Origin of the sequence: Brevibacillus nigriterrae, assembly GCF_049846925.1 — a bacterium.
Classification (GTDB): domain Bacteria; phylum Bacillota; class Bacilli; order Brevibacillales; family Brevibacillaceae; genus Brevibacillus_H.
The window spans coordinates 47155-69824 of the sequence record NZ_JBNCMT010000013.1 but is presented as its reverse complement, the minus strand read 5'-3'; the positions used below and the strand labels follow the sequence as shown (position 1 = coordinate 69824).

General features: G+C 42.9%; 23 protein-coding genes and 4 pseudogenes. 5 read left to right on the top strand and 22 right to left on the bottom strand.

Annotated elements, in window-relative coordinates; all coding sequences use genetic code 11:
* The first annotated feature begins 7 nt into the window (after positions 1-7).
* From ACPW7N_RS11750 to ACPW7N_RS11740, 3 genes are all read left to right on the top strand, one after another.
* Positions 8-187, top strand: coding sequence for a hypothetical protein (locus ACPW7N_RS11750; protein WP_425651270.1), 180 nt, complete (start codon positions 8-10; stop codon positions 185-187).
* Between the two features lie 198 nt (positions 188-385).
* Positions 386-1069, top strand: a complete 684-nt coding sequence (locus ACPW7N_RS11745) for a thioredoxin domain-containing protein (RefSeq protein ID WP_425651269.1) — start codon at positions 386-388, stop codon at positions 1067-1069.
* 5 nt (positions 1070-1074) lie between these two features.
* Positions 1075-1491 carry a disulfide oxidoreductase gene (locus tag ACPW7N_RS11740; protein ID WP_425651268.1) on the top strand — a complete coding sequence of 139 codons (417 nt, stop codon included), beginning with the start codon at positions 1075-1077 and terminating at the stop codon, positions 1489-1491.
* 404 nt (positions 1492-1895) lie between these two features.
* On the opposite strand, the pseudogene ACPW7N_RS11730 reads toward ACPW7N_RS11740, so the two are convergent.
* The 11 genes and pseudogenes from ACPW7N_RS11730 to ACPW7N_RS11685 all read right to left on the bottom strand — a co-directional run.
* Positions 1896-2096 (bottom strand): annotated as a pseudogene (locus ACPW7N_RS11730) (PD-(D/E)XK nuclease family transposase); the annotation flags it as partial.
* 29 nt (positions 2097-2125) lie between these two features.
* Positions 2126-2518 (bottom strand): large conductance mechanosensitive channel protein MscL, encoded by a 393-nt coding sequence (gene mscL, locus ACPW7N_RS11725; protein ID WP_425651267.1) that lies wholly within the window; start codon positions 2516-2518, stop codon positions 2126-2128.
* A 166-nt stretch (positions 2519-2684) separates the two neighbouring features.
* Positions 2685-2909: pseudogene (locus tag ACPW7N_RS11720) on the bottom strand (IS66 family transposase); the annotation flags it as partial.
* A 218-nt stretch (positions 2910-3127) separates the two neighbouring features.
* Complete coding sequence (locus tag ACPW7N_RS11715) at positions 3128-3619, bottom strand: hypothetical protein (protein ID WP_425651266.1); 492 nt, start codon at positions 3617-3619, stop codon at positions 3128-3130.
* Positions 3620-3838: 219 nt separating this feature from the next.
* Positions 3839-4507, bottom strand: coding sequence for a SanA/YdcF family protein (locus ACPW7N_RS11710; RefSeq protein ID WP_425651265.1), 669 nt, complete (start codon positions 4505-4507; stop codon positions 3839-3841).
* Positions 4508-4607: 100 nt separating this feature from the next.
* Positions 4608-4766, bottom strand: a pseudogene (locus tag ACPW7N_RS26790) (hypothetical protein); the annotation flags it as partial.
* Between the two features lie 22 nt (positions 4767-4788).
* Positions 4789-4884 (bottom strand): annotated as a pseudogene (locus tag ACPW7N_RS11705) (LysR family transcriptional regulator); the annotation flags it as partial.
* Positions 4885-5004: 120 nt separating this feature from the next.
* Entirely contained in the window at positions 5005-5775 is a 771-nt protein-coding gene (locus tag ACPW7N_RS11700) for an IucA/IucC family C-terminal-domain containing protein (protein ID WP_425651264.1), read from the bottom strand.
* Positions 5776-5794: 19 nt separating this feature from the next.
* Positions 5795-6601 carry an ABC transporter ATP-binding protein gene (locus ACPW7N_RS11695; RefSeq protein ID WP_425651263.1) on the bottom strand — a complete coding sequence of 269 codons (807 nt, stop codon included), beginning with the start codon at positions 6599-6601 and terminating at the stop codon, positions 5795-5797.
* Positions 6602-6660: 59 nt separating this feature from the next.
* Complete coding sequence (locus tag ACPW7N_RS11690; RefSeq protein ID WP_425651262.1) at positions 6661-7719, bottom strand: FecCD family ABC transporter permease; 1059 nt, start codon at positions 7717-7719, stop codon at positions 6661-6663.
* Positions 7716-8726 carry a FecCD family ABC transporter permease gene (locus tag ACPW7N_RS11685; protein ID WP_425651261.1) on the bottom strand — a complete coding sequence of 337 codons (1011 nt, stop codon included), beginning with the start codon at positions 8724-8726 and terminating at the stop codon, positions 7716-7718. Before ACPW7N_RS11685 ends, ACPW7N_RS11690 begins: the two co-directional genes overlap by 4 nt.
* Before the next feature lie 195 nt (positions 8727-8921).
* On the opposite strand from ACPW7N_RS11685, the gene ACPW7N_RS11680 reads away from it, so the two are divergent.
* Positions 8922-9902: an ABC transporter substrate-binding protein gene (locus tag ACPW7N_RS11680; protein ID WP_425651260.1), complete on the top strand. Its 981-nt coding sequence runs from the start codon at positions 8922-8924 to the stop codon at positions 9900-9902.
* Between the two features lie 54 nt (positions 9903-9956).
* Here the strand turns inward: ACPW7N_RS11680 and ACPW7N_RS11675 are convergent, their stop codons facing one another.
* From ACPW7N_RS11675 to gabT, 8 genes are all read right to left on the bottom strand, one after another.
* Complete coding sequence (locus ACPW7N_RS11675; RefSeq protein WP_425651259.1) at positions 9957-10796, bottom strand: alpha/beta hydrolase; 840 nt, start codon at positions 10794-10796, stop codon at positions 9957-9959.
* A gap of 18 nt (positions 10797-10814) precedes the next feature.
* The gene (locus ACPW7N_RS11670) at positions 10815-11525 is read right to left on the bottom strand and encodes an alpha/beta fold hydrolase (protein ID WP_425651258.1); all 711 of its coding nucleotides are present in this window, start codon (positions 11523-11525) and stop codon (positions 10815-10817) included.
* A 25-nt stretch (positions 11526-11550) separates the two neighbouring features.
* Positions 11551-12141 (bottom strand): TetR/AcrR family transcriptional regulator, encoded by a 591-nt coding sequence (locus ACPW7N_RS11665; protein ID WP_425651257.1) that lies wholly within the window; start codon positions 12139-12141, stop codon positions 11551-11553.
* Between the two features lie 122 nt (positions 12142-12263).
* Positions 12264-13655 (bottom strand): L-cystine transporter, encoded by a 1392-nt coding sequence (locus ACPW7N_RS11660; protein ID WP_425651256.1) that lies wholly within the window; start codon positions 13653-13655, stop codon positions 12264-12266.
* Positions 13656-14137: 482 nt separating this feature from the next.
* Complete coding sequence (locus ACPW7N_RS11655) at positions 14138-14323, bottom strand: hypothetical protein (protein ID WP_425651255.1); 186 nt, start codon at positions 14321-14323, stop codon at positions 14138-14140.
* A 195-nt stretch (positions 14324-14518) separates the two neighbouring features.
* The gene (locus tag ACPW7N_RS11650) at positions 14519-14752 is read right to left on the bottom strand and encodes a biotin/lipoyl-binding protein (protein WP_425651254.1); all 234 of its coding nucleotides are present in this window, start codon (positions 14750-14752) and stop codon (positions 14519-14521) included.
* Positions 14736-16865: a sigma-54 interaction domain-containing protein gene (locus tag ACPW7N_RS11645; RefSeq protein ID WP_425651253.1), complete on the bottom strand. Its 2130-nt coding sequence runs from the start codon at positions 16863-16865 to the stop codon at positions 14736-14738. Before ACPW7N_RS11645 ends, ACPW7N_RS11650 begins: the two co-directional genes overlap by 17 nt.
* Before the next feature lie 261 nt (positions 16866-17126).
* On the bottom strand, positions 17127-18476 hold the full coding sequence (gene gabT / locus ACPW7N_RS11640) for a 4-aminobutyrate--2-oxoglutarate transaminase (protein ID WP_425651252.1): 1350 nt from the start codon (positions 18474-18476) through the stop codon (positions 17127-17129).
* Positions 18477-18751: 275 nt separating this feature from the next.
* Between gabT and ACPW7N_RS11635 the strand changes: the two genes are divergently transcribed.
* A complete protein-coding gene (locus ACPW7N_RS11635) occupies positions 18752-18928 on the top strand; it encodes a hypothetical protein (RefSeq protein WP_425651251.1) in 177 nt (58 codons plus the stop codon).
* A gap of 70 nt (positions 18929-18998) precedes the next feature.
* On the opposite strand, the gene ACPW7N_RS11630 is transcribed toward ACPW7N_RS11635, so the two are convergent.
* The 3 genes from ACPW7N_RS11630 to ACPW7N_RS11620 are packed head-to-tail and all read right to left on the bottom strand — an operon-like array spanning position 18999 to position 22638.
* Entirely contained in the window at positions 18999-20417 is a 1419-nt protein-coding gene (locus ACPW7N_RS11630; RefSeq protein ID WP_425651250.1) for a glycosyltransferase family 2 protein, read from the bottom strand.
* The gene (locus ACPW7N_RS11625) at positions 20417-21451 is read right to left on the bottom strand and encodes a HEAT repeat domain-containing protein (RefSeq protein WP_425651249.1); all 1035 of its coding nucleotides are present in this window, start codon (positions 21449-21451) and stop codon (positions 20417-20419) included. Before ACPW7N_RS11625 ends, ACPW7N_RS11630 begins: the two co-directional genes overlap by 1 nt.
* The gene (locus ACPW7N_RS11620; RefSeq protein ID WP_425651248.1) at positions 21448-22638 is read right to left on the bottom strand and encodes a response regulator; all 1191 of its coding nucleotides are present in this window, start codon (positions 22636-22638) and stop codon (positions 21448-21450) included. The genes ACPW7N_RS11625 and ACPW7N_RS11620 overlap by 4 nt, the downstream gene beginning before the upstream one ends.
* Positions 22639-22670: the final 32 nt, after the last annotated feature.

Genomic DNA, 22670 nt, shown 5'->3' with positions numbered 1-22670 from the left:
GGAAGAGATGAGATTAATTGATTTTTTCTCGAAAAGAGGTTACAGAAAGACGATTCACTCTAAGAACCTCTCTACCAAGAAAAGAATCCCCAATAGTAAATTTACTCCTGGTTTTGCCAGTCTTAAACACATTGTAGATGAAAGTACTCTTAGCGAGAGTCCTAAACATAAGGCTGTTGAAAAGTAGTAAATAACACTGCACTTGAGCAGTGTTATTTTGTTTGGTTCAAGTAAAAAACAAACATTACATTTCTCAAACTTTTTTTACCTTTATAGACTTTGTTACAGTAAATTCATTTGATTATTAATCGATAATTACTTACGATAGGTGAGTAGGTTATTAGTTGAAGTTTATATGATAGAAAAACAAGTCTAGGAGGTTTTTATGAGTAAAAGTTCTACTTTAAATAGGAAGCTAGTTATTTTCACAACCGTTATCGTCATGTTGATGCTGGGACTGTTCTTGATGACCAACTCGCAGAAGGCAGCTCAAACTGTTGCTGTCGACAATCAGAAAGAGTTTGAAAATCAACCGTTTTGGGGAAACGCTGACGCTCCGGTAACAATCGTTGAGCTTGGTGATTATAAATGTCCTTCGTGCAAATACTGGACTGAAAATATTTTCCCGCAACTGAAACAAGATTTCCTTGATTCAGGCAAAGCCAAACTGGTTTATGTCAATGTGCTGTTTCATGGAGAAGAATCCACATTAGCTTCTCTTGCAGCTGAATCCGTATTTGCTCAGGATCCAGAAGCATACAAAGTTTTTCACAAAGAGGTTTATGCCAAACAGCCTGAGCAAACAAACCATGATTCCAACTGGGTAACCAAAGAGGTTCTGCTCGATATTGCCAAAACCCATACCCCTTCTATTGATCTAAAAAAACTGGAACAGGATATTGATAACCAAACGGCAAAACCTCAGCTTGAGATTGACAATACCCTCGTGGAGAAGTTTAAAGTCGAAAAAACACCAACTGTTGTCGTCAATGGAACGATTCTTGAAGATCCATTCGATTACGATATGATTACCTCCCTCGTTAACAAAGCGTTAGAAGGGAAAAAGTAATACCAATGAGAACTATTAAAAATTACACTTTATACCTGGCCTGGATTGTCTCACTGGTTTCTACTTTTGGCAGTCTCTATTTTAGTGAAGTGATGGAGTATATTCCTTGCGAATTATGTTGGTATCAGCGGATTTTCATGTATCCGATTGCTATCCTGTTAGCAATTGCCGCTTTCTTTGATGACAAGAAAATCAAGAAATACGTCTTGACACTGTCTATTTTCGGTGGAATGATTTCTCTCTATCATTATGCGTTGCAAAAGATTCCTGCGCTTTCCACAGTAGTCAAGCCTTGTCAAAAGGGTGTTCCTTGCAACGTTGATTACATTGACTGGCTCGGTTTTATTACGATTCCGTTCCTGGCTCTTGTCGGATTTACGTTAATTACGGTACTCATGTTGATGACTAGAACAAAAGAGTAGTTGTTCACGAAAAACAAAGGAAAAGACTCGCACTGCAGCAATGGTGCGAGTCTTTATATTTTTATTTCCAAACTATTGATTTCCGTTAGGTTATAGGATTTCTTCTTGAAGAATAGCATATAGATATTCATCTACCCATTTCCAATTAGACCGATAATTTTGCAATAAATGCCCTTCTATGATGTTCAGGAGCAAAAGTAAAACCAATCTCTACGATATCTGACTCAGATTGTAAAGTATGAACAGCACAATCACCAATTAATTGTCCCGTATTCTTTAGTGCCACAGTATATTGGAACCAAGCTCCTGGTATATTTGGAGAAGATTCAATCTGCTCTTTTATAAAAGATACAGCTTGATCACGTTGGTAGTTCTCCTATGATTGAAACCTCGCTATGTCGGGATTAGAACGAAATAAATAAAATGACTCTACATCTTCCAGACAAAACTTTCTTAGAACAAGTCGATTCGTTTCCGAGAAAGTGAATCTTAAGATCGTCAGCCAACGCAAATCCTTCGTACATTTTGGCCAAATAGCACAATGAGCGTTTTTCCATGTCGTACTTGTTGTGCAGTTGGATTTCGATGTTGAATTGTTCATTTTTCGGGTGGTGACAGGCACTAAATCACAACGTTAGCGCAAGCTTTGACGCTCTTTCAACAAGTCTCGAATTTCAGCAAGCAATTTCTCTTCTTCTGATGGTACTGGTGGCTCAGGTTCGGACGATTTCACTTCTTCCTTACGCTTGAATTTGCTTAATCCTTTTACGAAAAGGAATATGGAGAGTGCAACGATGAAAAAGTCGACAACGGTTTGCAGAAAGGAACCATATTTAATAACCGCATTATCTAACTTGAAGTCCATTTCGGTGAGATTTAAGCCTCCCAGAAGCAGACCTAGAACCGGCATCAGGATATCATTGACCAATGAGCTAACAATCTTTCCAAAGGCGGCTCCGATGATAACCCCAATCGCCAGATCTAGCACGTTTCCTTTTAGTGCAAATGCCTTGAATTCTTTCCACATAAGCTAATGCCCCCCTTGAAGTAGTATTATTGGTTATACTTATTACACTTTAACACTATAAAAAAAGCTTTTTGTAGTGTTTCTCATTATTTTATCAATACCTTCACTAAACTTCCAAGCAACTATATTCCTAGTACTTAAAAAAGCGACTGGTTGTTGCAGAGCCGTTCTCTTTGCCGGTCTCGATGATGCTGTAAATGATAGCACTTGATTTCACTCCACGTGGGGTGTTGCTGAAGAGCCAGTTTTTTCTTCCGATGATAAACGGCTTCATCGCCCTTTCCCCTCGGTTATTACTGAGTTCAAGTCGGCCATCAAGCAGTAAGTTCATGAGTTTGTCCTTCTGATTCCGGCTGTAAGTCAGTGCTTTCCGTAGATCACCTTGTGGCAGGGCCGAACAGCTTCTGCCTCGACTTCGTTGAAGAATGAGAGCTGATTAAAAACAGTCTTTTCACTCAAATTCTCCATCTTCCCACATATGAATCCCCATACACAAACCTGGCCAATCTTTATAAATGCTTTCTGTCATTTTAGATCATCATCCTTTTATGTACTAAATAAGGAACTGTTGTTAAACTATTGATCTACGTTAACGTAATAAATTTAGTTTTACATATGTTCCAATTTGTGAATACATTTCATTACTTCATCTCTATGCTTTTTATCAATCAACCACTTAGGTAGCCTGCTTGCAACACTCAGATAATAATGTCCATTCCCTCTTAGTTCCGCTCCTATAAATTCCTTGAGATATTGAAGATGTTCTTTATTGTAAGCCCATAATGTATTACCACAGCAAGGGCTTTGTAAATATAGGGATAAGCCAAAATACCAATCTACTGGTCTTTTATTCGTATAAAGTTCATAATCAAATTTCCAGTCATTATGTGGTCCCCTTCGTGGATGCACTTCTTTTATTAGCCCGCAACTTTTGCAAACTAACCTTCGAGATGTTATTCCCCAAGTACGAACACCCTCGTATCCTATTGCATTATTAGGGATATAAACTTCTGCACAACCACTACAATTAGGGCAGCTTACCAAAAATAAGTTGGTAAATTCTATTAACATTTTCATCGGTTGAGAAAACCTTTTGTTCATAATTTCCTCCAAGATATATCATTAACACTTATAATAACTGAAAAGTCTTATTAAACTAAACTGCCCTTTAACGCAGCAAAGCCACCGATATTTAATCCGGCAGCTCCATCCCATACTCATCCATTTGTTATTAATAGGATTTTCATTAGACAACGATGTTACCTATGTATCGAATATATCCCTGTTATCTCTATATAGTCTGGATAAACAGAGAAAACGTTAATATTTATCATTCGTAAGCCTGCCATCACTTGAAATTGGAATGGCATCTCCTAAATAGGTAGGATCTGGCTTAAAAACATTCACAAAAAAGAAATCCTTGTATCTTGCGGCAATTTCACGCATTTTGAATTTTTCAATGTTTGTATACACGTGCTTGTCCGAAGCGACTCCGTATGCTTCAAGTCCCATCTGTCTTGCAATATAGATTGCTCTCGTCAAGTGATATTCCTGTGTCACGATAACGAGTTTTTTCACTTTAAAAATCTCTTTTGCTCTATAAATGCTTTCATAAGTGCTAAATCCCGCATGGTCCATAAAAATATCTTCGTCTTTCATATGATTCTCGAGCATGTAATTTTTCATCGCGTTTACTTCATCATATTTCACTTGCCCATGATCACCGCTGACTAAAATTTTAGGCGTTTTGCTTTGATCATGGACTTCTAAAGCTACCTTTAAACGATCGTTAAGGATATCGGATACTCTTCCGTTTGGAAAAACATAAGCACCCAAGACCAAAATCGCATCAGATTCTGGAGCATCTTTTGTGGTGACAATGTATTTGGAGCCTTGGCTTTTCACATAGCTGTCGATGCTAAAAACAGATAAACAAATTACAGCGAATAAAATAGATAAAATTTTTATTGTTTTTATTATTTTTCTCATTGAAATAATACCTCATCAGTAAAAATTGATATTCTTATGCTAACATTTTGAGGCAAAACCGCCTCCCAGTCAATTCCAATAAAAAAACCAGTTCCCTATTTTAAAGGAGTACTGGTTTTTTAGTTACGCTCGTACTACCCTCCGGCCGAAAGAGAATGGCAGCGAAAAATCCAAAGACAATCGCAGCAGAAATCCCCGTATTCGTCACTTCAAAAATTCCTGTAATAATACCGATGAGTCCATCTTGTTCACCTTCAGCCGGCGAGGGGATGGTCTGACTAAATAGTCAACGCAAATTCTTCGTGAAATAACGGCACTACGGTAATTCGCTCATCCGGAATAGGTGTCGTTGTGACACCAATATCAATTGTGCCGCTAGTTGAGAACCTTTCCGTCAATCCAAAAATTTATTTTTCAGTTTTGAACATTTAAAAAATCCCTTACGCCTAAAGACAGAGCACTCCAACTCTGTCTTTTGCAAAGGGATTTTTGTTTTGCTATTTCAATTTCAGATAGTTTTGCAAGGCGACAACCCGCTCACGCTCATCCAGACCAGGGCACGTCGTACACTTGCTTCCTTCCGGCAGTAAACAACGCAAACAGCACTCTTTGCGGATACGCAGTTTCTCCCCTGCCTTAATTGGATGGTCAATTACCTGAAATTCAATGTTTAATTCTTGCACTTTCCCCAAAATTGCCGCTAGCTCAGCCTCGGTCATTCCTTGTTTCTCGCTCCATACATCGTATAAATGATGAACAGAGTAGGAAGCGTGAGCCCATAACACGTGACTCTTGATATACGTGATTTCAGCAAGCTTGGTGTAAAGGGGGCGCAGATTTTCCTCTACCACTGTATGAATCATTTTCAGCAACAACTGCTCTCTCGAGATATCTTTTGGCTCATCTGATGGCTCATCCTTCAACTCAATGGTTGGGCTCCACTTGTCGCTTGGAACGACCAGCGTCAGATTGGAAAGAGAGAGAGAAAGATTGCGTCTCAATTGCATGACACTGTAGAATCCAGCATTAAGCAAAAGATAACTGTAATACTTCGCAAAAAGTGATGCTGCAACTATGCTGTTGGGAGCCTGCAAACTCGAGCAGAGAACCCCCATCAGTTGGCGTAACTTTTCATCCCCCAACAGATCAGCACCGCTAAATTGAAGCGATTTTTCGCTTTGACTATCGTCCCGATGATCATAGCTACCAGCAAAAGCAATACGGTATTCCCGCTCGAGCTGTTCTATCTGTTCTATGCCTAGTGCCATACTATTTCCCACCTTCAACTCAGGCAAGGGCAGGCGCTACTTTGCGCCCTTTGCCATAAGGAATACACATTGGTGTACCAAACAGCGGATCAAAAGCGATCTTGCAATCCATTCCAAAGACAGCTTGAATCAGTTCTTCGCTAATAACCTTCTCCGGCGCACCTTGAGCAAAGATTCTTTTATTCTGGACAGCGACGATATGGTGAGCGTACCTGCATGCCAAATTGAGATCGTGCAGTACCATGACAATCGTGCGTTTTTCTTTTTCATTCAGCTCAAACAATAGGTCAAGAATCTCAACCTGATGGGTAAGATCCAGATACGTTGTCGGCTCATCTAAAAGAATCGTGTCAGTTCCTTGGGCAAGTGTCATGGCAATCCATGCTCTTTGTCGTTGCCCACCTGAGAGAGAATCTACTGGTCGCTCTGCTAATTCAATCATTTTGGTTGCTCGAAGTGCATCCATAACCGCTTTCTCATCTTCTTCTGACCATTGTTTAAACCAATTCTGGTACGGATACCTCCCCTGTTTTACCAATTGCAGTACCGTTAATCCTTCGGGTGCAATCGGTCCTTGTGGAAGGATAGCCAGTTTCTTGGCAATCTCTTTGGATGAGAGATGAGTCATTTCATAGCCATCTAATATGATCGTGCCACTGTCTGGCTTTAACAAACGAGCAAGTGACCGAAGCAATGTTGACTTGCCGCAGCCGTTACTACCGATGAATACAGTGATTTTTTCTTTGGGAATCATCAGATCAAGCTGATCGATAATAATGTCCTGACCGTACGAAAGTGTAAGTGTTTTTGTTTCTAACGCATGCATGTCGCAACTCCCCTTCTATGTGTGCTTGGGTCCCGAACTCAATGTAAGAATCTCATTTATTACGTATTCCGACTCCTGTAAAGCAGATAGATGAAGTACGGAGCGCCGATGACTGAGGTGAATACCCCAGCAGGAATATCCAGCGGTAGAAAAGCTGTTCTTGCCACCAAATCAGCCACTAAAACGATCAGCCCACCTACGAGAGCAGACACAGGCAGTAATGCGCCATAAGAAGAGCCAACCAGTTGTCTTGCAATATGCGGCCCCATTAAACCGACGAAACCAATTCCTCCGGCAAATGCAACGGCTCCCCCTGCAAGAGCGGTACCGACGAGAAGAAGTGTGAAACGCTGCCATTGAACAGCACTGCCTACTCCTTTGGCAATATCATCACCCAGCTCCTGAATATTCAGGTTCCTGGCGATGATAAACGTAAACGGAATGATAAAGGCCACCCACGGTAAAAGCGTCCATACATTATCCCATGTTGAACCATTGATGCTGCCAGTAATCCAGATTTTCGATTGTGTCGCAAGGATCAGCGGACCGAAAATCATCATGACTTCCATAATGGCTCTTGTAACAACGTCAAGTCCAACCCCGACCAATACAAGTCGAATGGGTGTTACTCCGTTTTTCCACGAAAGGATATAAATCAGAAATGCAATAAGTGCCGCTCCGATAAATGCAGCTAGCGGAAGCCAGTGAATGCTGACCTTCAATGAGTTGTCATTCGGATCGAGCAAAAAAGCTAGGAAGGTAACGACTGCTACACCCGCCCCACCCGTGATTCCAATAATGTCAGGTGATGCCAATGGATTGCGAAAAACCCCTTGCAAAATAGCTCCAGCTACACCCAATGAGGCACCGACCAAAAAACCAATGAGTATCCGGGGCAAGCGAAACGTGTTGACCACCAACGTATTCAGTTCTGACCCGCTGCCTATCAACACCTGAACTACTTCGATCGGAGACATTTTCACGTCGCCCATCCCCGTACTCAAGATCATTGTTGCTATGACAGCAAGTGTTAACAGGACCAGTACGACGATTGCCTTGCGATCCATTAAGAAAGAGAAGGACAACCGATTATTTCGAATAGGAAAGTATTTGTTCATTTTCGGTTAAACCCCTTACGTGCAATGTAGATGAAAAATGGAGTACCAATCAGCGCTGTCATTACACCAACGGGGACTTCTTTTGGCATGATAATGTATCTGGCACCAATATCGGCTAACAGAAGCATGATTGCTCCACAAATCGCACTGAATGGAATCACCCACCTGTGGTCCACCCCTACCATCGATCGTACAAGATGAGGAACAACAATTCCGATGAATCCGATAGGTCCAGCAATTGCAACAGAACCACCTGCAAGAATGACCACGATAAGCCAGGTCATTGCTTTGATCAGCACCACTCGCTGACCCAGACCTTTGGCTACATCATCACCCATCAGGAGTATATTGATTTTCTGGGACAGAATCATGGATCCAACCCAGGCAATGCCGAGATAGGGAAGTACAGGATAGAGCATCTTGAGCTCCCTTCCTTCAACTGAACCGGCCAACCAGAACAGTACCTCTTCCAACCCTGTCTCATTGATTGACAACATTCCCTTGGTCAAGGATGAGAACAGCGCCGCAATGGATGCTCCAGCTAACGTTAATTTCATGGGGGTTAATCCGTTTCTGCCGAACGAACCAAGTATGTAAATCGCCAACGCCGCAACGAAAGCACCCAAAAATGCAACCCATTTAAATAATTCCAGAGACGACATTGATAAAAAAGTAACGGCAAAAACAATAAAAAAGCTCGCTCCCGCATTCAATCCGAAAATATCAGGAGATGCTAGCGGGTTTCTCGTGAGCGCCTGCATCAATGCTCCACTGACAGCAAGGCTTGCACCCACAACAATTGCGATGGCTGCCCTGGGTACCCGAGCCGTTTGAATAATGAGATGTTCATGTGAGCCGTTAAACTTGGTATATGAATCAACTACCATTTCCCAGGTGATATTCGTCAAGCCGAACATCACACTCGCCCAGCCCAATATGAATACGAGTGCCATTCCAAGTAACATGGCAGTCCATTTTGCAAAATTACTAGACAATAGATAGTTCATGTTAACTCCCCGATGATTTTCTTATTTAGACTCTTCTTTCTGATACTACTGCATATAAGTCAAGTCTAATTGAAAATTAGTCTCAATGCAATGACTTTGATAATTAATATCAATAAAGTGTTGACTTATCCCACTGGCTGATATTACTATATACCTTGTGAATGAAAATCATTATCAACAAGGAGAGAACTTTCAATGTCTAAAACATCTTCCCGATTATTAATTTTCCTCTTATCCCTTGCATTACTGCTTGCGGGATGCGGTGGACAACAAAATACACAACCAGCTCAACCTGAGCAACCAAAAGCTGATGCTAGTGCTCCTGCTGGTGATGTTCGAGTAATTGAGCACGCAATGGGCAAAACAGAAGTCAAAGGAACTCCTGAGCGTGTCGTTATCCTTACAAATGAAGGTACTGAAGCATTGCTTGCTCTTGGTGTGAAACCGGTTGGTGCAGTTAAATCCTTTACTGGAAACCCTTGGTATGACCATGTTAAAGCTGAATTGGATGGCGTAGAGATTGTTGGTTTGGAAAGTGAACTCAATCTTGAAGCAATTGCTAAGTTGAAACCAGATCTTATTATTGGTAACAAAATGCGTCAAGAAAAACAATATACACAGTTGTCTGCTATCGCCCCAACGGTATTCTCTGAAACATTGCGTGGCGACTGGAAAGAAAACTTCAAATTGTATTCAAAAGCTGTGAACAAAGAAGACAAAGGCAAAGAAGTCTTGTCTGCATTTGATGCACGTATCGATACTTTCAAAGAAACCTTCAAAGACAAATTGGGTCTCAAAGTTTCCGTTGTTCGCTTTATGCCTGGTAAAACTCGTATCTACTTCAAAGACACTTTCACTGGCGTAATCTTTAACCAAATTGGGCTTGCTCGTCCTGACTCACAAAACAAAGAAGAATTTGCTGATGAGTTGACCAAAGAGCGCATCAAAGAGATGGATGGCGACATCATGTTCTACTTCACTTACGAAAAAGGTGACGGTAAAGGAAATCAAACAGAACAAGAATGGGTAAACGATCCACTCTTCCAAAGTCTTGAAGTAGTAAAAAACAAAAAAGCATTCAAGGTTGATGACGTGATCTGGAACACTGCTGGTGGTGTAAAAGCAGCAAACCTCATGCTTGATGAATTGACTAAGTACTATACTGATTTGAAATAATTGAATATTACAGATGAAGCCCTCTACCGATTTTGCTGGTAAAGGGCTTCTTTTTTATTTACTGAGCCAATTCATCCGATCTTCCTCTGCTCTCGTGCAATTCGTAAACAAATGATCAGTCTCATACCAAATCATTTCTTTGGATGTATTTGCCGATTCTACGTACTCATTAGCCTGATGAGGTGAAATGAAATCATCTTGGCGAGCAAATTGAAACAGCAAGGAGTCCGGTGCCGCTTTGTCAATGAAATGAATGGCATCCATCGGCTCTATTTCCGAAATGAATTGATCAAATTTCTCTTTTGGTAACACCTGACGAACGAGCGCTGCCAACGGGTGCTCGCTTGAACGATGCCACTCGGAACTTCGAGAGAGTCCTGCCATTAGCACATAAGACTGGATTCTAGTTTCCACTCCTGCAAGTACCCCACCCCAGGTAGCTCCATAACTATGCCCAACATATGATATCCGTTGGGAGTCCACTGTTGGGAAACTGCATAGCAGATCTATCCCTCTGCGCAAATCAACAATCGTCTGTCTAAATTTCGTGACATCCGTGACTATTTCAACGATTTGCACCACACTTGGCTCCATGTTCGATTGATTAGCAGCATCCACTCGCAAAAACGGAGCATCAATTAATAAGGAGACAAAACCTTTCTCAGCCATCTTCTCCGCTTCTCCTAAAAAAGTGGATCGATTCCCTTGCCCAGGGTGCAAGTACAAAATCGCTGGAGAAGGTCGGTCTGTATGTGGGACAACCAAGTACGCTGGCACTCTTCCACCAAGCGGGCTAGCATAGGAGATGTCACGAATGGTATAGCCACTTTTCTCCATACTTCTATGTTCCTCAACCTCAAGTGAAAAGGAGTTATCATAATCATAACTGCTCAAATATAGCCCCCCTCTTGTCTAAATATCAATCAACACTCCAACCAACTTTTCCGGATCGGAAAAAAATGGTGAATGGTCTGAATCAATTGTTACAACTTCCTGGCAGTGTGTCCTCTCTTGCAATTCTCTTTGGAACTCGATCGATATGGCTCGATCTATTGAAGTGGAAATATACTTGCGTGGAATACTGCCATAGCGCTCTTCTGAAAGTTGAACCGGCGTGATGAACGGTGCCAATGGTTGACGGCAAAGCTTCTCTTGAGCAAAGGCCACATCCTCATCGGAGCACTCACCATAGAAATTGTCCTTGATCCGGCTCACATCCAGCTGTAAATACGTCTGGTCTTCACTGATGCCAACAGGCAACGGCAGTGCAAACTTATCGCCTTGATTTAACTGGAACAGCGATTCTCCGTTATGTGGGAGCATAGCAGCAAGATAGACAAGTGACTTCACTTTCTCTGGACGATTTTCCGCAGCCTGTGAAATGACCATACCTCCCATGCTGTGACCTACAAGGACTACCTGCTCTGACTCCTTGTCGATCGCTTCACACACACGGTCTACGTACGCCTGCAAGGTAACAGTCGCTGGTAGAGTTGTGTCTTCTCCATGTCCCGGCAAATCCAGCGTAACGACTCGATGTCCTTTTACTTGCAGCAAAGGAACAACTTTATCCCACATCCACGCTCCATGAAAAGCCCCATGAATCAATACATATGTACTCATACCTGCTCACTCCGTTTTCATTTTTTTACTCACGAATTTGCAATCCGAACCACAGTTCGTTCCAGAATGCATGGATCATTTCTTCTTTTATTTCCGGAATTACTCGCATCCAGGTGAGCAGACCTTCTCTCATGGACCGAAAAGCGACCACCATTTTTATCGGCAAATCCCTCCGAATGATTCCCTGCTCCATAGCTTCAGCAAAAATCCCTTCCATTTTCGACTGAAAATGCTGGTCACGGGCGATGATGTCAGCACGAAATTTGTCCCGCAGCTCTGGTGGTGTAAAGAGAATCATCTGACTCCAAAATGACTGAATTTCTTTATTTCTGTAGTAATAGAGGATATACCCCTCGAAAATGTAGCGCATTCTTTCTTCTGGTTTCATTTCTTTGGACTCGTCAAACAGCCTCTCGTTCAATTTTTCATAATCAAAAGCAAGGTCTTCGTAAACGGCATAAAACAATTCAGTTTTACCCAGGTAATGTGAGTAAATCGTTGCTTTATTGAGTCCCACCGCAACAGCAATATCGTTCATTGATGTACCGTAATACCCTTTTTGTGCAAACAGGGACAGCGCTGCTTTTTTGATTTTCTCTTTTGATGACAGTGTCATTTTTATATACCACCTTAACAACCAAACGTTCGGTAGGGATAGTGTAATATAGTAAATACTGGATCGTCAATAAAAAAACCTCCACCAAACTGCGGTGAAGGTCATCATGTTTTCTTGCTCTTTTAAGCCTCAATTTGCTGCTGGCTTGATTGTTGGTTAAATACTTGTGTATCAACAGTTTTGGTAATTCTCCCTGTCAGTAAACCCGCAACAATACTTCCGCTTACATTTAAGGCAGTGCGCCCCATATCAATCAAAGGCTCTACCGAGATGAGCAAAGCTACGATCGCGATAGGAAGATCCAGCGTTGAGAGCACCAAAAGCGCTGCAAAGGTGGCTCCCCCTCCGACACCAGCTACCCCAAACGAACTTAATGCAACGACTAAGATGACTGACAGCAGGAAGGACGCTGAGAACGGGTCTACCCCAGCAGCAGGGGCAACGATAATGGCTAACATGGCTGGGTAAACACCTGCGCATCCATTTTGCCCAATCGAAAGCCCAAATGTCCCTGCGAAATTGGCGATACCCTCTGGCACCCCGAGGTCCTTTGTCTGCGTTTTGATAGTGAGTGGCAGTGTTCCCGCACTTGTACGGGAAGTGAAAGCAAAGCTCAAGGTAGGAAGTACTTTTTTGATATACGTAACTGGATTGAACCCGGCAACAGCCAAGAGAATCAGATGAATAGCAAACACAACGAGAAGTGCAACATACGATGCAACAACAAACGTGCCCAACTTGAGAATCGATGTATAATTACTCGTGGCAGTAACCTTCGTCATCAGAGCCAGGATGCCGTATGGTGTCAGACGTAAAATCAGCGTCACAACCCGCATGATGATGGAGTGGAATGCATCCACAATTTTAGCGAACAAATCGGCGTGCTCCGGATTTTTTCTACGTACTCCGAGGTATGCAGCGCCCAGGAAAGCCGCAAAAATTACTACACCGATGGTTGAAGTGGAGCGTTCACCAGTGAGATCCAAAAACGGATTGGCTGGGAACAATTCGAGAATTTTCCCTGGTACGGTTAAATTACTGATATCTTCCAGACGTTGCTCCACCTGTGTTGCTCTTGCTGCCTCTTCCTTTCCTTGCTCGAACTGGAACCCATCCAGGTTAAAGGCAAGAGTAGCAGCAATTCCTACGGCAGCCGCAATGGCTGTTGTTCCTACAAGGATACTAATGATAATCGAACTGATTTTTCCAATATTATTGGTTAACTTCACTTTGGTAAAAGCAGAAAGAATAGAGATAAAGACAAGCGGTATAACAATCATCTGGAGAAGCTTCACATAACCTTTTCCTACAATTCCGAACCAATCAATGCTGGTTTTCAGAACATCCGATTGTAGCCCGTAGATGGCCTGTAATACGCCACCAAAAACAACCCCGATTACCAAACCAATCAACACTCGTTTCGAAAACGAGACATGCTTTTTTTGCAACAGATAAAGGAAAAATACCAAGAAAAGAAAGATAGCAACAGTAACAGCAACGAGTAATGATGACATATGAATCCCTCCCTATCCTTGTTTTGATTACTTACTCGCTAATTGCTTACTTGCAGTTTTAATCCACACTATTCATATGAATAAAGTATGAATTATCCCCGTGAAAATTCCCTCCTTCTTTAGCCCGGCCACCATTCGAAAAGGAAAACCCCCTTTCAAATCAGCCTTTTAACGATTTGAACAGGGGCTTCCATGGGTATGGTCAGCAGTTTTTCAGCTAATTAAGGCTCAGTATATTCCCAACAATTCATACTTGTCAAGTCGGATTAACATTTTGAGTTTGAGTTTACGTTTTCAACCTGCTTACATTTCTTGGTGCCAGATGTGACAAACTAGTCATGTACGAACCGATCACATATAGGGAGGATTGCCATCATGTCCAAACACAACAATACCGAAAAACGTCCAACCACAGCTTCTGCAGGATCTCGTGCCACACCGCCAAAAACAGGTGAAAACACTTCACACAATGTGCGCAAGGATTAGCATAAATGCAATTGCGTCTTGATCTGAAAATAATTTCTCGAAGTGATCTCTGGGACGATGACAGCAACTTCTTCCATCCCAGCTCTCTCCCACACAAATGAAAACCCTAGACGATTCAACTCATGAGAAACAATGGACAATTTGCGAACAGGAACCAGGTAGCAACAACAGTAGTTATCCAAAAGAATCCACTCCTTCTAGGACTATTGTAGCACCTGTTTTTGGACGAAAAGGAAGAATAGTTTGTGCCACTTTTTTCGACAGAATTGCAAAAACCGTAAAGTGGATATTGACTTATCAAAAGTTAGTTTCTATTTTTTGGTGAGACATTTTTCACATGCCAAAAAGCTCGGATCAGCATGCATCCGAGCTTTCGCTTACTCCGTTTGTTCTTTCACCGTTGCCAGAATCATGCCCTGGATTACCTCATCGCCTTCTTCTACTTCAATCGAACATGCCATGCCTGTTACCGGAGATAAAATGTCATAGTGCCCTTCTGATGCCGATATGGTAAAAATCGCTTCCCCTACGCTAGTTTTCTCTCCCAATCCAACACGAACTTGCTTGATCCTGCCCGCAAATGGAGTCACCACATCAAACTTTAAACCCAACTTCTTCACCTCGACTTTTCTTTTCCTGAATCTCTTGGTATTTCCTGCTGATAGTTGACTGGCTGACACCAAGTACTTTTGCCGCCATTGATGTGGTTTTGTATTCGTCCATCGCCATTCTGATCATTTGTTCTTCAACCAGCCTCGTCGCTTCTTTCAATGGCATCAGTTTGTTGACCCGGTGCATGATTTTTTTGCTTCCTTTTTTCAGCAGTGGCGTAATATGGTAGGCTTCAATCAAGTCGTCATCGGCTGTTACGCACAGTCGCTCAATAATGTTTTGCAGCTCCCGTACATTGCCCGGCCATGAATACGACTCCAGCACATCCAGGGCATCCTGGGATAGCTGCACGTTTCGCTGGTATTTCTCGTTGAACTTCTTGAGAAAGTGAAGACTCAAAAGTGGAATATCTTCTGGTCTCTCCCGCAAAGATGGGATTTGCAGCGGAATCACGTTTAGCCGATAATACAAATCTTCACGGAAATTTCCCTCTTCGACCATTTTTTCGAGGTTTTTGTTGGTAGCAGCAATGATTTGCACATCGACTTCCACTACCTTCGTCCCACCAATCGGGATAATCTCCCTTTCCTGCAAAACACGCAGCAGTTTGACCTGTAAGTTCAATGGCAACTCACCGATTTCATCGAGGAACAGAATCCCCTTGTTGGCTAACCGGAAATATCCCAGCTTTCCATTCGAGTTTGCTCCGGTAAATGCACCCTTTTCATAGCCAAAGAGTTCACTCTCCAACAGCGTTTCCGGGATCGCCCCACAGTTCACTTTGACAAATGGCATATTGCTTCGTGGACTCATCTCATAAATCGTTCTTGCAAACACCTCTTTGCCGACACCCGACTCGCCTGTCAACAAGACCGTCGATGAGGTATTGGCAATCTTCTGGATAAACTTCATCACTTTTTCTATTTTTTCACTCGCATAAACGACTTGATGACTTTTTTGGTAGCGTGTCTGATCTCGCAGATGCTCCAATTCTTTCTTGTACTTTTCAGACATTTTTTTCGCTTGCAGCAGCTCTTCCTTTAACAGGACGGTTTCCGTAATATCCCGCATGGCAATGACGATCCGCTCCAACTTGCCGTTGTCGTCGTACACTGGATTGCCAACCATCAGTACGTTCTTCCCGGATCGGCTTTCCTGAGTGACCGACACTTTTTTCTTGCGCTCGATCACCATTTTAACGATCGTTGAGAAAAAGGAACCTTCATGCTCCAACTCCATCAAGTTAATCCCGATCAACTGTTCCTTCTCAATTTCCCAGAAGTCTTTGATCAAATTTCCGCTGTATCGAAGCAGGACGCCCTTGTGATCAACGACCAGTATTTCATCGTAAATCGAGGAAAGAATCGCTTGCAGATCCATGTTGAGATTCTTGACGTACTCCAGCTCCATCGCCAGTTTTTCAATATAAGGCAAGTCTTGCAGGACGATGATTACCCCTGTCACATTCCCATTTTTGTTGCGGATGGGGCCAAAATCAGCCAAAACACTAAATCGATCTGTGATAATAATGTGGTTCAAGGTAGTCTCTCCGTGCTCGACTACCTTTCGAAAGATGGTCTGATCAAGGATCTCACTGACCTGCTGCTGCCGTAATTGTTCTGGTGTACTGCGAATCATGCGAAGTGCTTCCGAGCTGAAATTCTCAATTCGCCCATGAACATCTGCGATGATAATGCCCATCGGAATGGAGTTCAAGAGAGAGCGAATCCAGTCGGTCGAGGAGCTTTGGCTGGTCAAGAGGGTATACAGGATATCCTCACGTTGCAGGTATCCCTCAATCTCCCCCTCAGCCGTGAGAATACAGACCACTTCTTCACCGAACACCCGAAAAAAATCGAGCATGTCTGCTTCTTTTTGCACAAACATCACGTTTGTATGAAAGGGTAATTGATCAACCTTTTGATTCATCCAATCAGGGTTTTGGAGAGATGGCATGATATCAGTGCTGCGAAGATAGGCCACAATCTTGTCCGCATTGTCTGATATGAAGATATAGGGCTCATTGTATTGCGACATAATGGTCCATACTTCACTCGCCCGGGATTCAAAAGTCAGGATGTACGCTTTTCTAACGAACGATCTGGAAACCATGGCGCCTCCTTAGCGGTAAGGAATTGACGAAAGATACACTCAAATTTATCAAACAAATTTGTACTACTTCATTTCAGCAATTACTGTGCCAACTAGAGCGAGAGAAGACTTTTCGATACGATGGCCTTTTGTTGGCACGTCATTGACGTATTATGCAAAAACGCATAAATTATTCAAATTTGCATAAGACACACGTGTATTGTTCAAAAAAGAGGCCAGCCAAGTTAGCCAGCCTCCTGGGTATCATATTGTTATGCAAAATTAGATACTGACATCTTGAAGTACTTCTTCAAATATATCCAACGCTTCCGCAAGCTGCTCATCCGTGATCACGAGCGGTGAAAGCATACGAATCACGTTGCCGTAAATCCCTGCGGTCAAGATGACCAATCCTCGTTGGTGACATGCCTGTGCAATACGACCCGTCAGCTCTTTGTCTGGTGCCTTGGAGTGTTGATCCTTGACGATTTCCAGAGCAACCATTGCACCGAGTCCACGCACTTCACCCAGGAAGGAATGTTTTTGCTGCAGTCTTTCCATGCGTGTGATAATTTCATTTCCAATTACATTGGACCTTTCAATCAGCCCGTCTTCCTCCATCATTTCAATTACTTTGAGTGCTGCCACGCATCCGAGTGGACTGCCGCCATATGTTCCGCCAATTTCACCCGGATTCGGAGCATCCATGATTTCCTTGCGACCCGTAACCGCACTGATTGGCAACCCCGCTGCGATCGATTTGGACATCGTCATCAGGTCAGGAACCACGTCGTAATGCTCCATAGCGAACATCTTGCCTGTACGTCCAAAGCCGGTTTGAATTTCGTCAGCAATGAAGAGAATTCCATATTTTTCACAGATCCGCTTGATTCCTTGGACAAACGTCTTGGACGGAACGATAAAGCCACCCTCGCCTTGCACTGGCTCCATAATAATCGCTGCAATTTCCTCTGCTGATGCCTCTACCAGGAAGAACGTCTCCAACTCTTCCAATAACTGCTGATCCAGTCTTTCCGCAGATAATTCCTCTGGCTTGCGATAGTAATAGGGATAAGGGATTTTGTATGTATCTGGGGCGAATGGGCCAAAGCCGTCCTTGTATGGCTTCACCTTACTTGTCAGTGACATGCCGAGCAGCGTTCTTCCGTGGAATCCACGCTCAAAGGAGATAATTCCTTTACGCCCGGTGTATTTGCGGGCAATTTTAACCGCATTCTCCACCGCTTCGGCTCCGCTGTTCAGGAAGAAGGTTTTTTTCGCATGATCCCCAGGAGTAATCTGGTTCAGCTTTTCAGCCAATTCAATATATGGCTCGTACATCATGACATGGTAGCATGGGTGGATGTACTGATCCAACTGTTCTTTTAACGCCTCAACCACTTTTGGCGGGCAATGCCCAGCATTCAGTGTACCGATTGCACCTGCAAAATCAATGAACGTATTGCCATCCACGTCAGTCAGAAGTGCACCTTCTCCTTTGACAGCAAATGTCTGCATGGTGTTAAAGGGGCCACGGGGGACATTCTCATTTTTCCTTGCCAACAGTGCCTGAGCTTTCGGTCCAGGAATACTTGTCGTAATATTTACAAATTTTCTGGCAGCACTCTTCATACGAAATTCTCCTTCCAAAATCCATTTTTGAATGAATAGAATAGCAAGTCACGTGCCAAAGAGAGTAACACACCAATTCCGAAAGCGCTTTCACTTCCGGTAGAATGTATCCTCCAGCAGGCTTCATAAAAAATAACCAACACCATTATTTTACATCAAGATTCATACTAATTCCGCAAAATTCTGAAAAAAATTGAGGCTATTACGAAAATGACGCAAAATAGTATTATTCTCTTCTGGCATAATCTGCTAGAATATGAATCGAGGTGATTGAGATGAAAGTACTATATACGTTGAAAAATGAAGTCCCTATCGCAAAAGTAAAAGAAATGCTGAAGCCTTTTGGCGGACGTTGTGCCAAAGTGGTTGAAGGCAAGTTGGAGTATCAAATCAAGGATGATCAGGAAAAAGCTGCTTATGCTCACTTGAGCGAACAAGGTATTGTTGAGTAGATTTTATAGTGTAAAGGCCACCGAGTCAGCCTCGATGGCTTTTTTGTTTATTATAATTCCTTTTCTGGTACTATTGGGATATTCCTTTTCGGCGCATATCCCCCCAGGTTCCCTGTTTCGAGAAGAACTGCCAAAAGCCCTCAAGCCGCCAGAACGTATTGAGCGGCCGATACCAGAAGGTCTCTGTCAACGCATAAAAACAGAGCAGTGTAATGTCCATGATCCGGGGATATTTCCGCAGGCTCCATTCCTCTAGCAATACAGCACCAATCGATAAAAAAGACCCGTTCAACAAGCTAAACAGCATTAGTGACAAGGCAAACGGCACGTACACTTCCCCTAAAAAATACCCCATCAGCAGGCTGAGATAGCCCAGAACTTCAATAATTGGGCCCAGCATTTCGATAAATACGAAGTATGGCAGTGAAACGACACCAACCCTTCCGTATTTGGGATTGAGAAACATGGATTTATGTGTCCACAGGCTCTCAATCAGCCCGCGATGCCATCTTGAGCGCTGTTTACGCAACGTTGCCAAATCTTCCGGTGCCTCAGTCCAGCAAACAGGGTCAGGTACATAAATGATGCTGCCTTTTTTCTTGTTGTCTTTCACATATTTGTGCAGCCTTACGACCAACTCCATATCCTCGCCCACTGTATTTCGGGAATATCCTCCGACCTGGATAACGGTCTCCTTGTGAAAGACACCAAAAGCACCCGAAATGATTAAAAGGAGGTTATGTCTGCTGAGTGCAATTCTCCCCATCAGAAAGGCACGCATATACTCTATGACTTGCATGATAGCAAGCTTGTTTTTCGGAAGCCCTACCTGAATGACCTCGCCTCGCTCGATCAGACAGCCGTTGGCAATTCGAATGGAACCACCCGATGCGATTACTCCGCCGTCTGAATCAATGATCGGCTTCATCACTTTGAGAAACGCATCCCGCTCCAACACAGAATCTCCATCCAGTGAGCAAAAAAACGGGTAAGTCGCCAGATTAATTCCTGCGTTCAGTGCGTCCGCTTTTCCCCCATTTTGTTTGTCCAGTAGAAACAGATTGGGGTAGATATCTGAAATATAAACACCGTTTATCTCTTCAGTTTCAATTCGCTTTCGAATCGCTTTGTTTATTTTTTTCATGCGAAACACGTCAATTACTTTTTCCAGTGTACGATCCTTTGATCCATCATTAATGATGATAATTTCAAAGGCAGGATAGTTGACCGAGAGCAGGGATCGGATACTCGGAATGATGCCCACTTCTTCGTTGTAGGCTGGAACCAGAATGGAGACCGGTGAAGTAAACTGCGACTCCAGCAATTCCTGATAGGGCATTTTTTCCTCGAGTCCGTACAGCTTCCTTAATTGGATTGTCGACAATAAAAAGAGCAGCAAGTAAAAAACAAAAGTGAAAAACACATAGCAAATGACCAGAAAACTAACGATTTCATAGATCGACCGCAAAAGTGAGATAACCAAATCCATTACATCGCCTCCAACCATTCCCTGGCCATATCCCGGGCATATCGATCCTCGTTACTATTCGCAATCATCTGCAAAAGGCCTGTTCCCCCGGGATAGTGAAGAATGGATTGGGCAGAAGCAGTTCGAACCCACCACGACGAGTCGCTCATCAGATTTTGCAAGCACGGCAAAAATCCACTCCATCTTACAATTCCCATTACTTTGGCTGCCATCATTCGCTCCTCCCAAGACTCAGATCCTGCCTTGGCTGCTATCGTCTGTTTATCTTCCATGTACCCTATTCTAGCAATCGCCTTCATCGCACGGATGCGCAGCTCTTTCTCTTCGGATTGGACGATACTCTCCAATATGGGAAGATAGAAGAGATCGGCCTTGATGCCAATGATGTCTATGACGGCATACCGCAAGTTTTTATGCAAAGAAGACAGCCTGTCCACATATTCAGAGAATCTCTCATCACCCAGTTTGATTAATAATTCACGATACAGATAATCTGGAAAGAAATCGGTCAATTGTTCTGTCAAATAGTGAAATAGATCTGGATCATCTAAAACTGCGAGTATTCGATAAATCTGGAATCGCTCGGCTTGATCCAGTTTGCCCGCATCCAGCTTCACCTTCAGCTCCGGCAGCAAATTCTCCATGCGAAATTCCTCTATTGCATACAAGGTATTGAGACGAACAGAGAAACGATAGGATCGCAATGATTGAGAAAACAGTTCGGTCAGTTTTTGTAGGGCAATTTTCCTGACTCTTTGTTGAAAAGCGATATCTCCAAATAACTGGTTGTAGTTTTGCAGAAGCTCTTTTAGCACGTGCAAATCTAGTTTGGAGAGGTTATTAAGCGCTGATAAATCACTCTCTTCGCTCAAAAAACGTTCCAGCAATGGCTCTATCACTATTCGGCGTTCTTGAAATTTCTTCAGGTAGCGGATCTCTAGCGCTTTCTGGATAACCAGATATATATAAAAGCAAAGCAAGACAGCAAACATGCCCGCACACAGCCACATGATCCAGATTACTTCTTTCGTCATCGGTCCCACCTCTGGATGTAGCGCTTCACTCTCGCATCCAGTTCACTCAGTTTGAACGGCTTGGTCAAATAGTCATCTACTCCAAGCTCAAAGGCACGGACGATATCCTGTTCACTTTTTCTACCTGTCAGCATGAGAATCCGGTACTTGTTCCAATCGTATTCTTTTCGCAAGCGATAAACGACTTCATAACCATCAATCCGAGGCATGTTCCCATCAATGATCAGCAAAAAATGACCGTTCTGCTGGTGCCATGCATCTAGCAAAAAGCTTTCTCCCTCGCGAAATGTCTTGATCTCGATATCAGGCATAACGGCAAAATGTTCTCCCAACATCTTTCTCACAATCGGATCGTCATCAATAATGCCGAGAAACAGCTTTAGTTTGTATTCACTTGTATCAATTGTTTCTACATTTTCTACTGTCGCTTCTGTTGTTTCTACTATTTCTGCTATCTCCATTGTTGCAGCTACTTCTTCCGTCAGGATTGCAGAGGAATTGGAATAGACATCATGGAAGAGTTTGCGCATGATGGTAAACATATTATCTCGTGAACTGATTTCCACTGCTTTTAATGTGAATCGGCAATCTTTCATAAATATATGTTCGATCTGACTGCAAGCTTCCTGCACAGAGTCAGGTGAAATGATCAGATAATACTCATCCTCATTTTCGTGATAGACAATTCCCTCAGGAAAATGTTCCTCTATATACCCCATTAATCGGGTATGTATTTGTTGTTGTTGAGTCTCTCCATAGTCCGTAATCTTTATATAAACAACAGTGGCTGCTCGCCAAATAGGACGCGAGGTCATTTCCCTTGCATCAAGTTCTCGATTCATCAGATCCAGACATTGATTTTTCCATAAGGGATTTATCAAATACCGGTCATAGACTGCATCCCATTCACTAAAGCTGCCAATCCTGTTTGTCAGTAGGATCTTGGGTATACCAGCCTTTTGAACTGATTGAAACAATTGTGTCCAATCCTGATTCGGCTTTGGATAATTCTTTTCATCTACAATTACCAAATCCGGCCTTAAAAGGTTGGATGAGCACGAGCGAATAACCCGCTGCGGCGACTCCGTGACCAGGACTGTGCAACCTAGCTGACCCAGTCCTGCTATTACAAAGGAGGCAAGAGAATCATCCTTTGTAACAAGAATGGCAATCCGCTCTTTGCTCATAGTTTCCCCTCCAATTTCTCTCATCCTTTTCG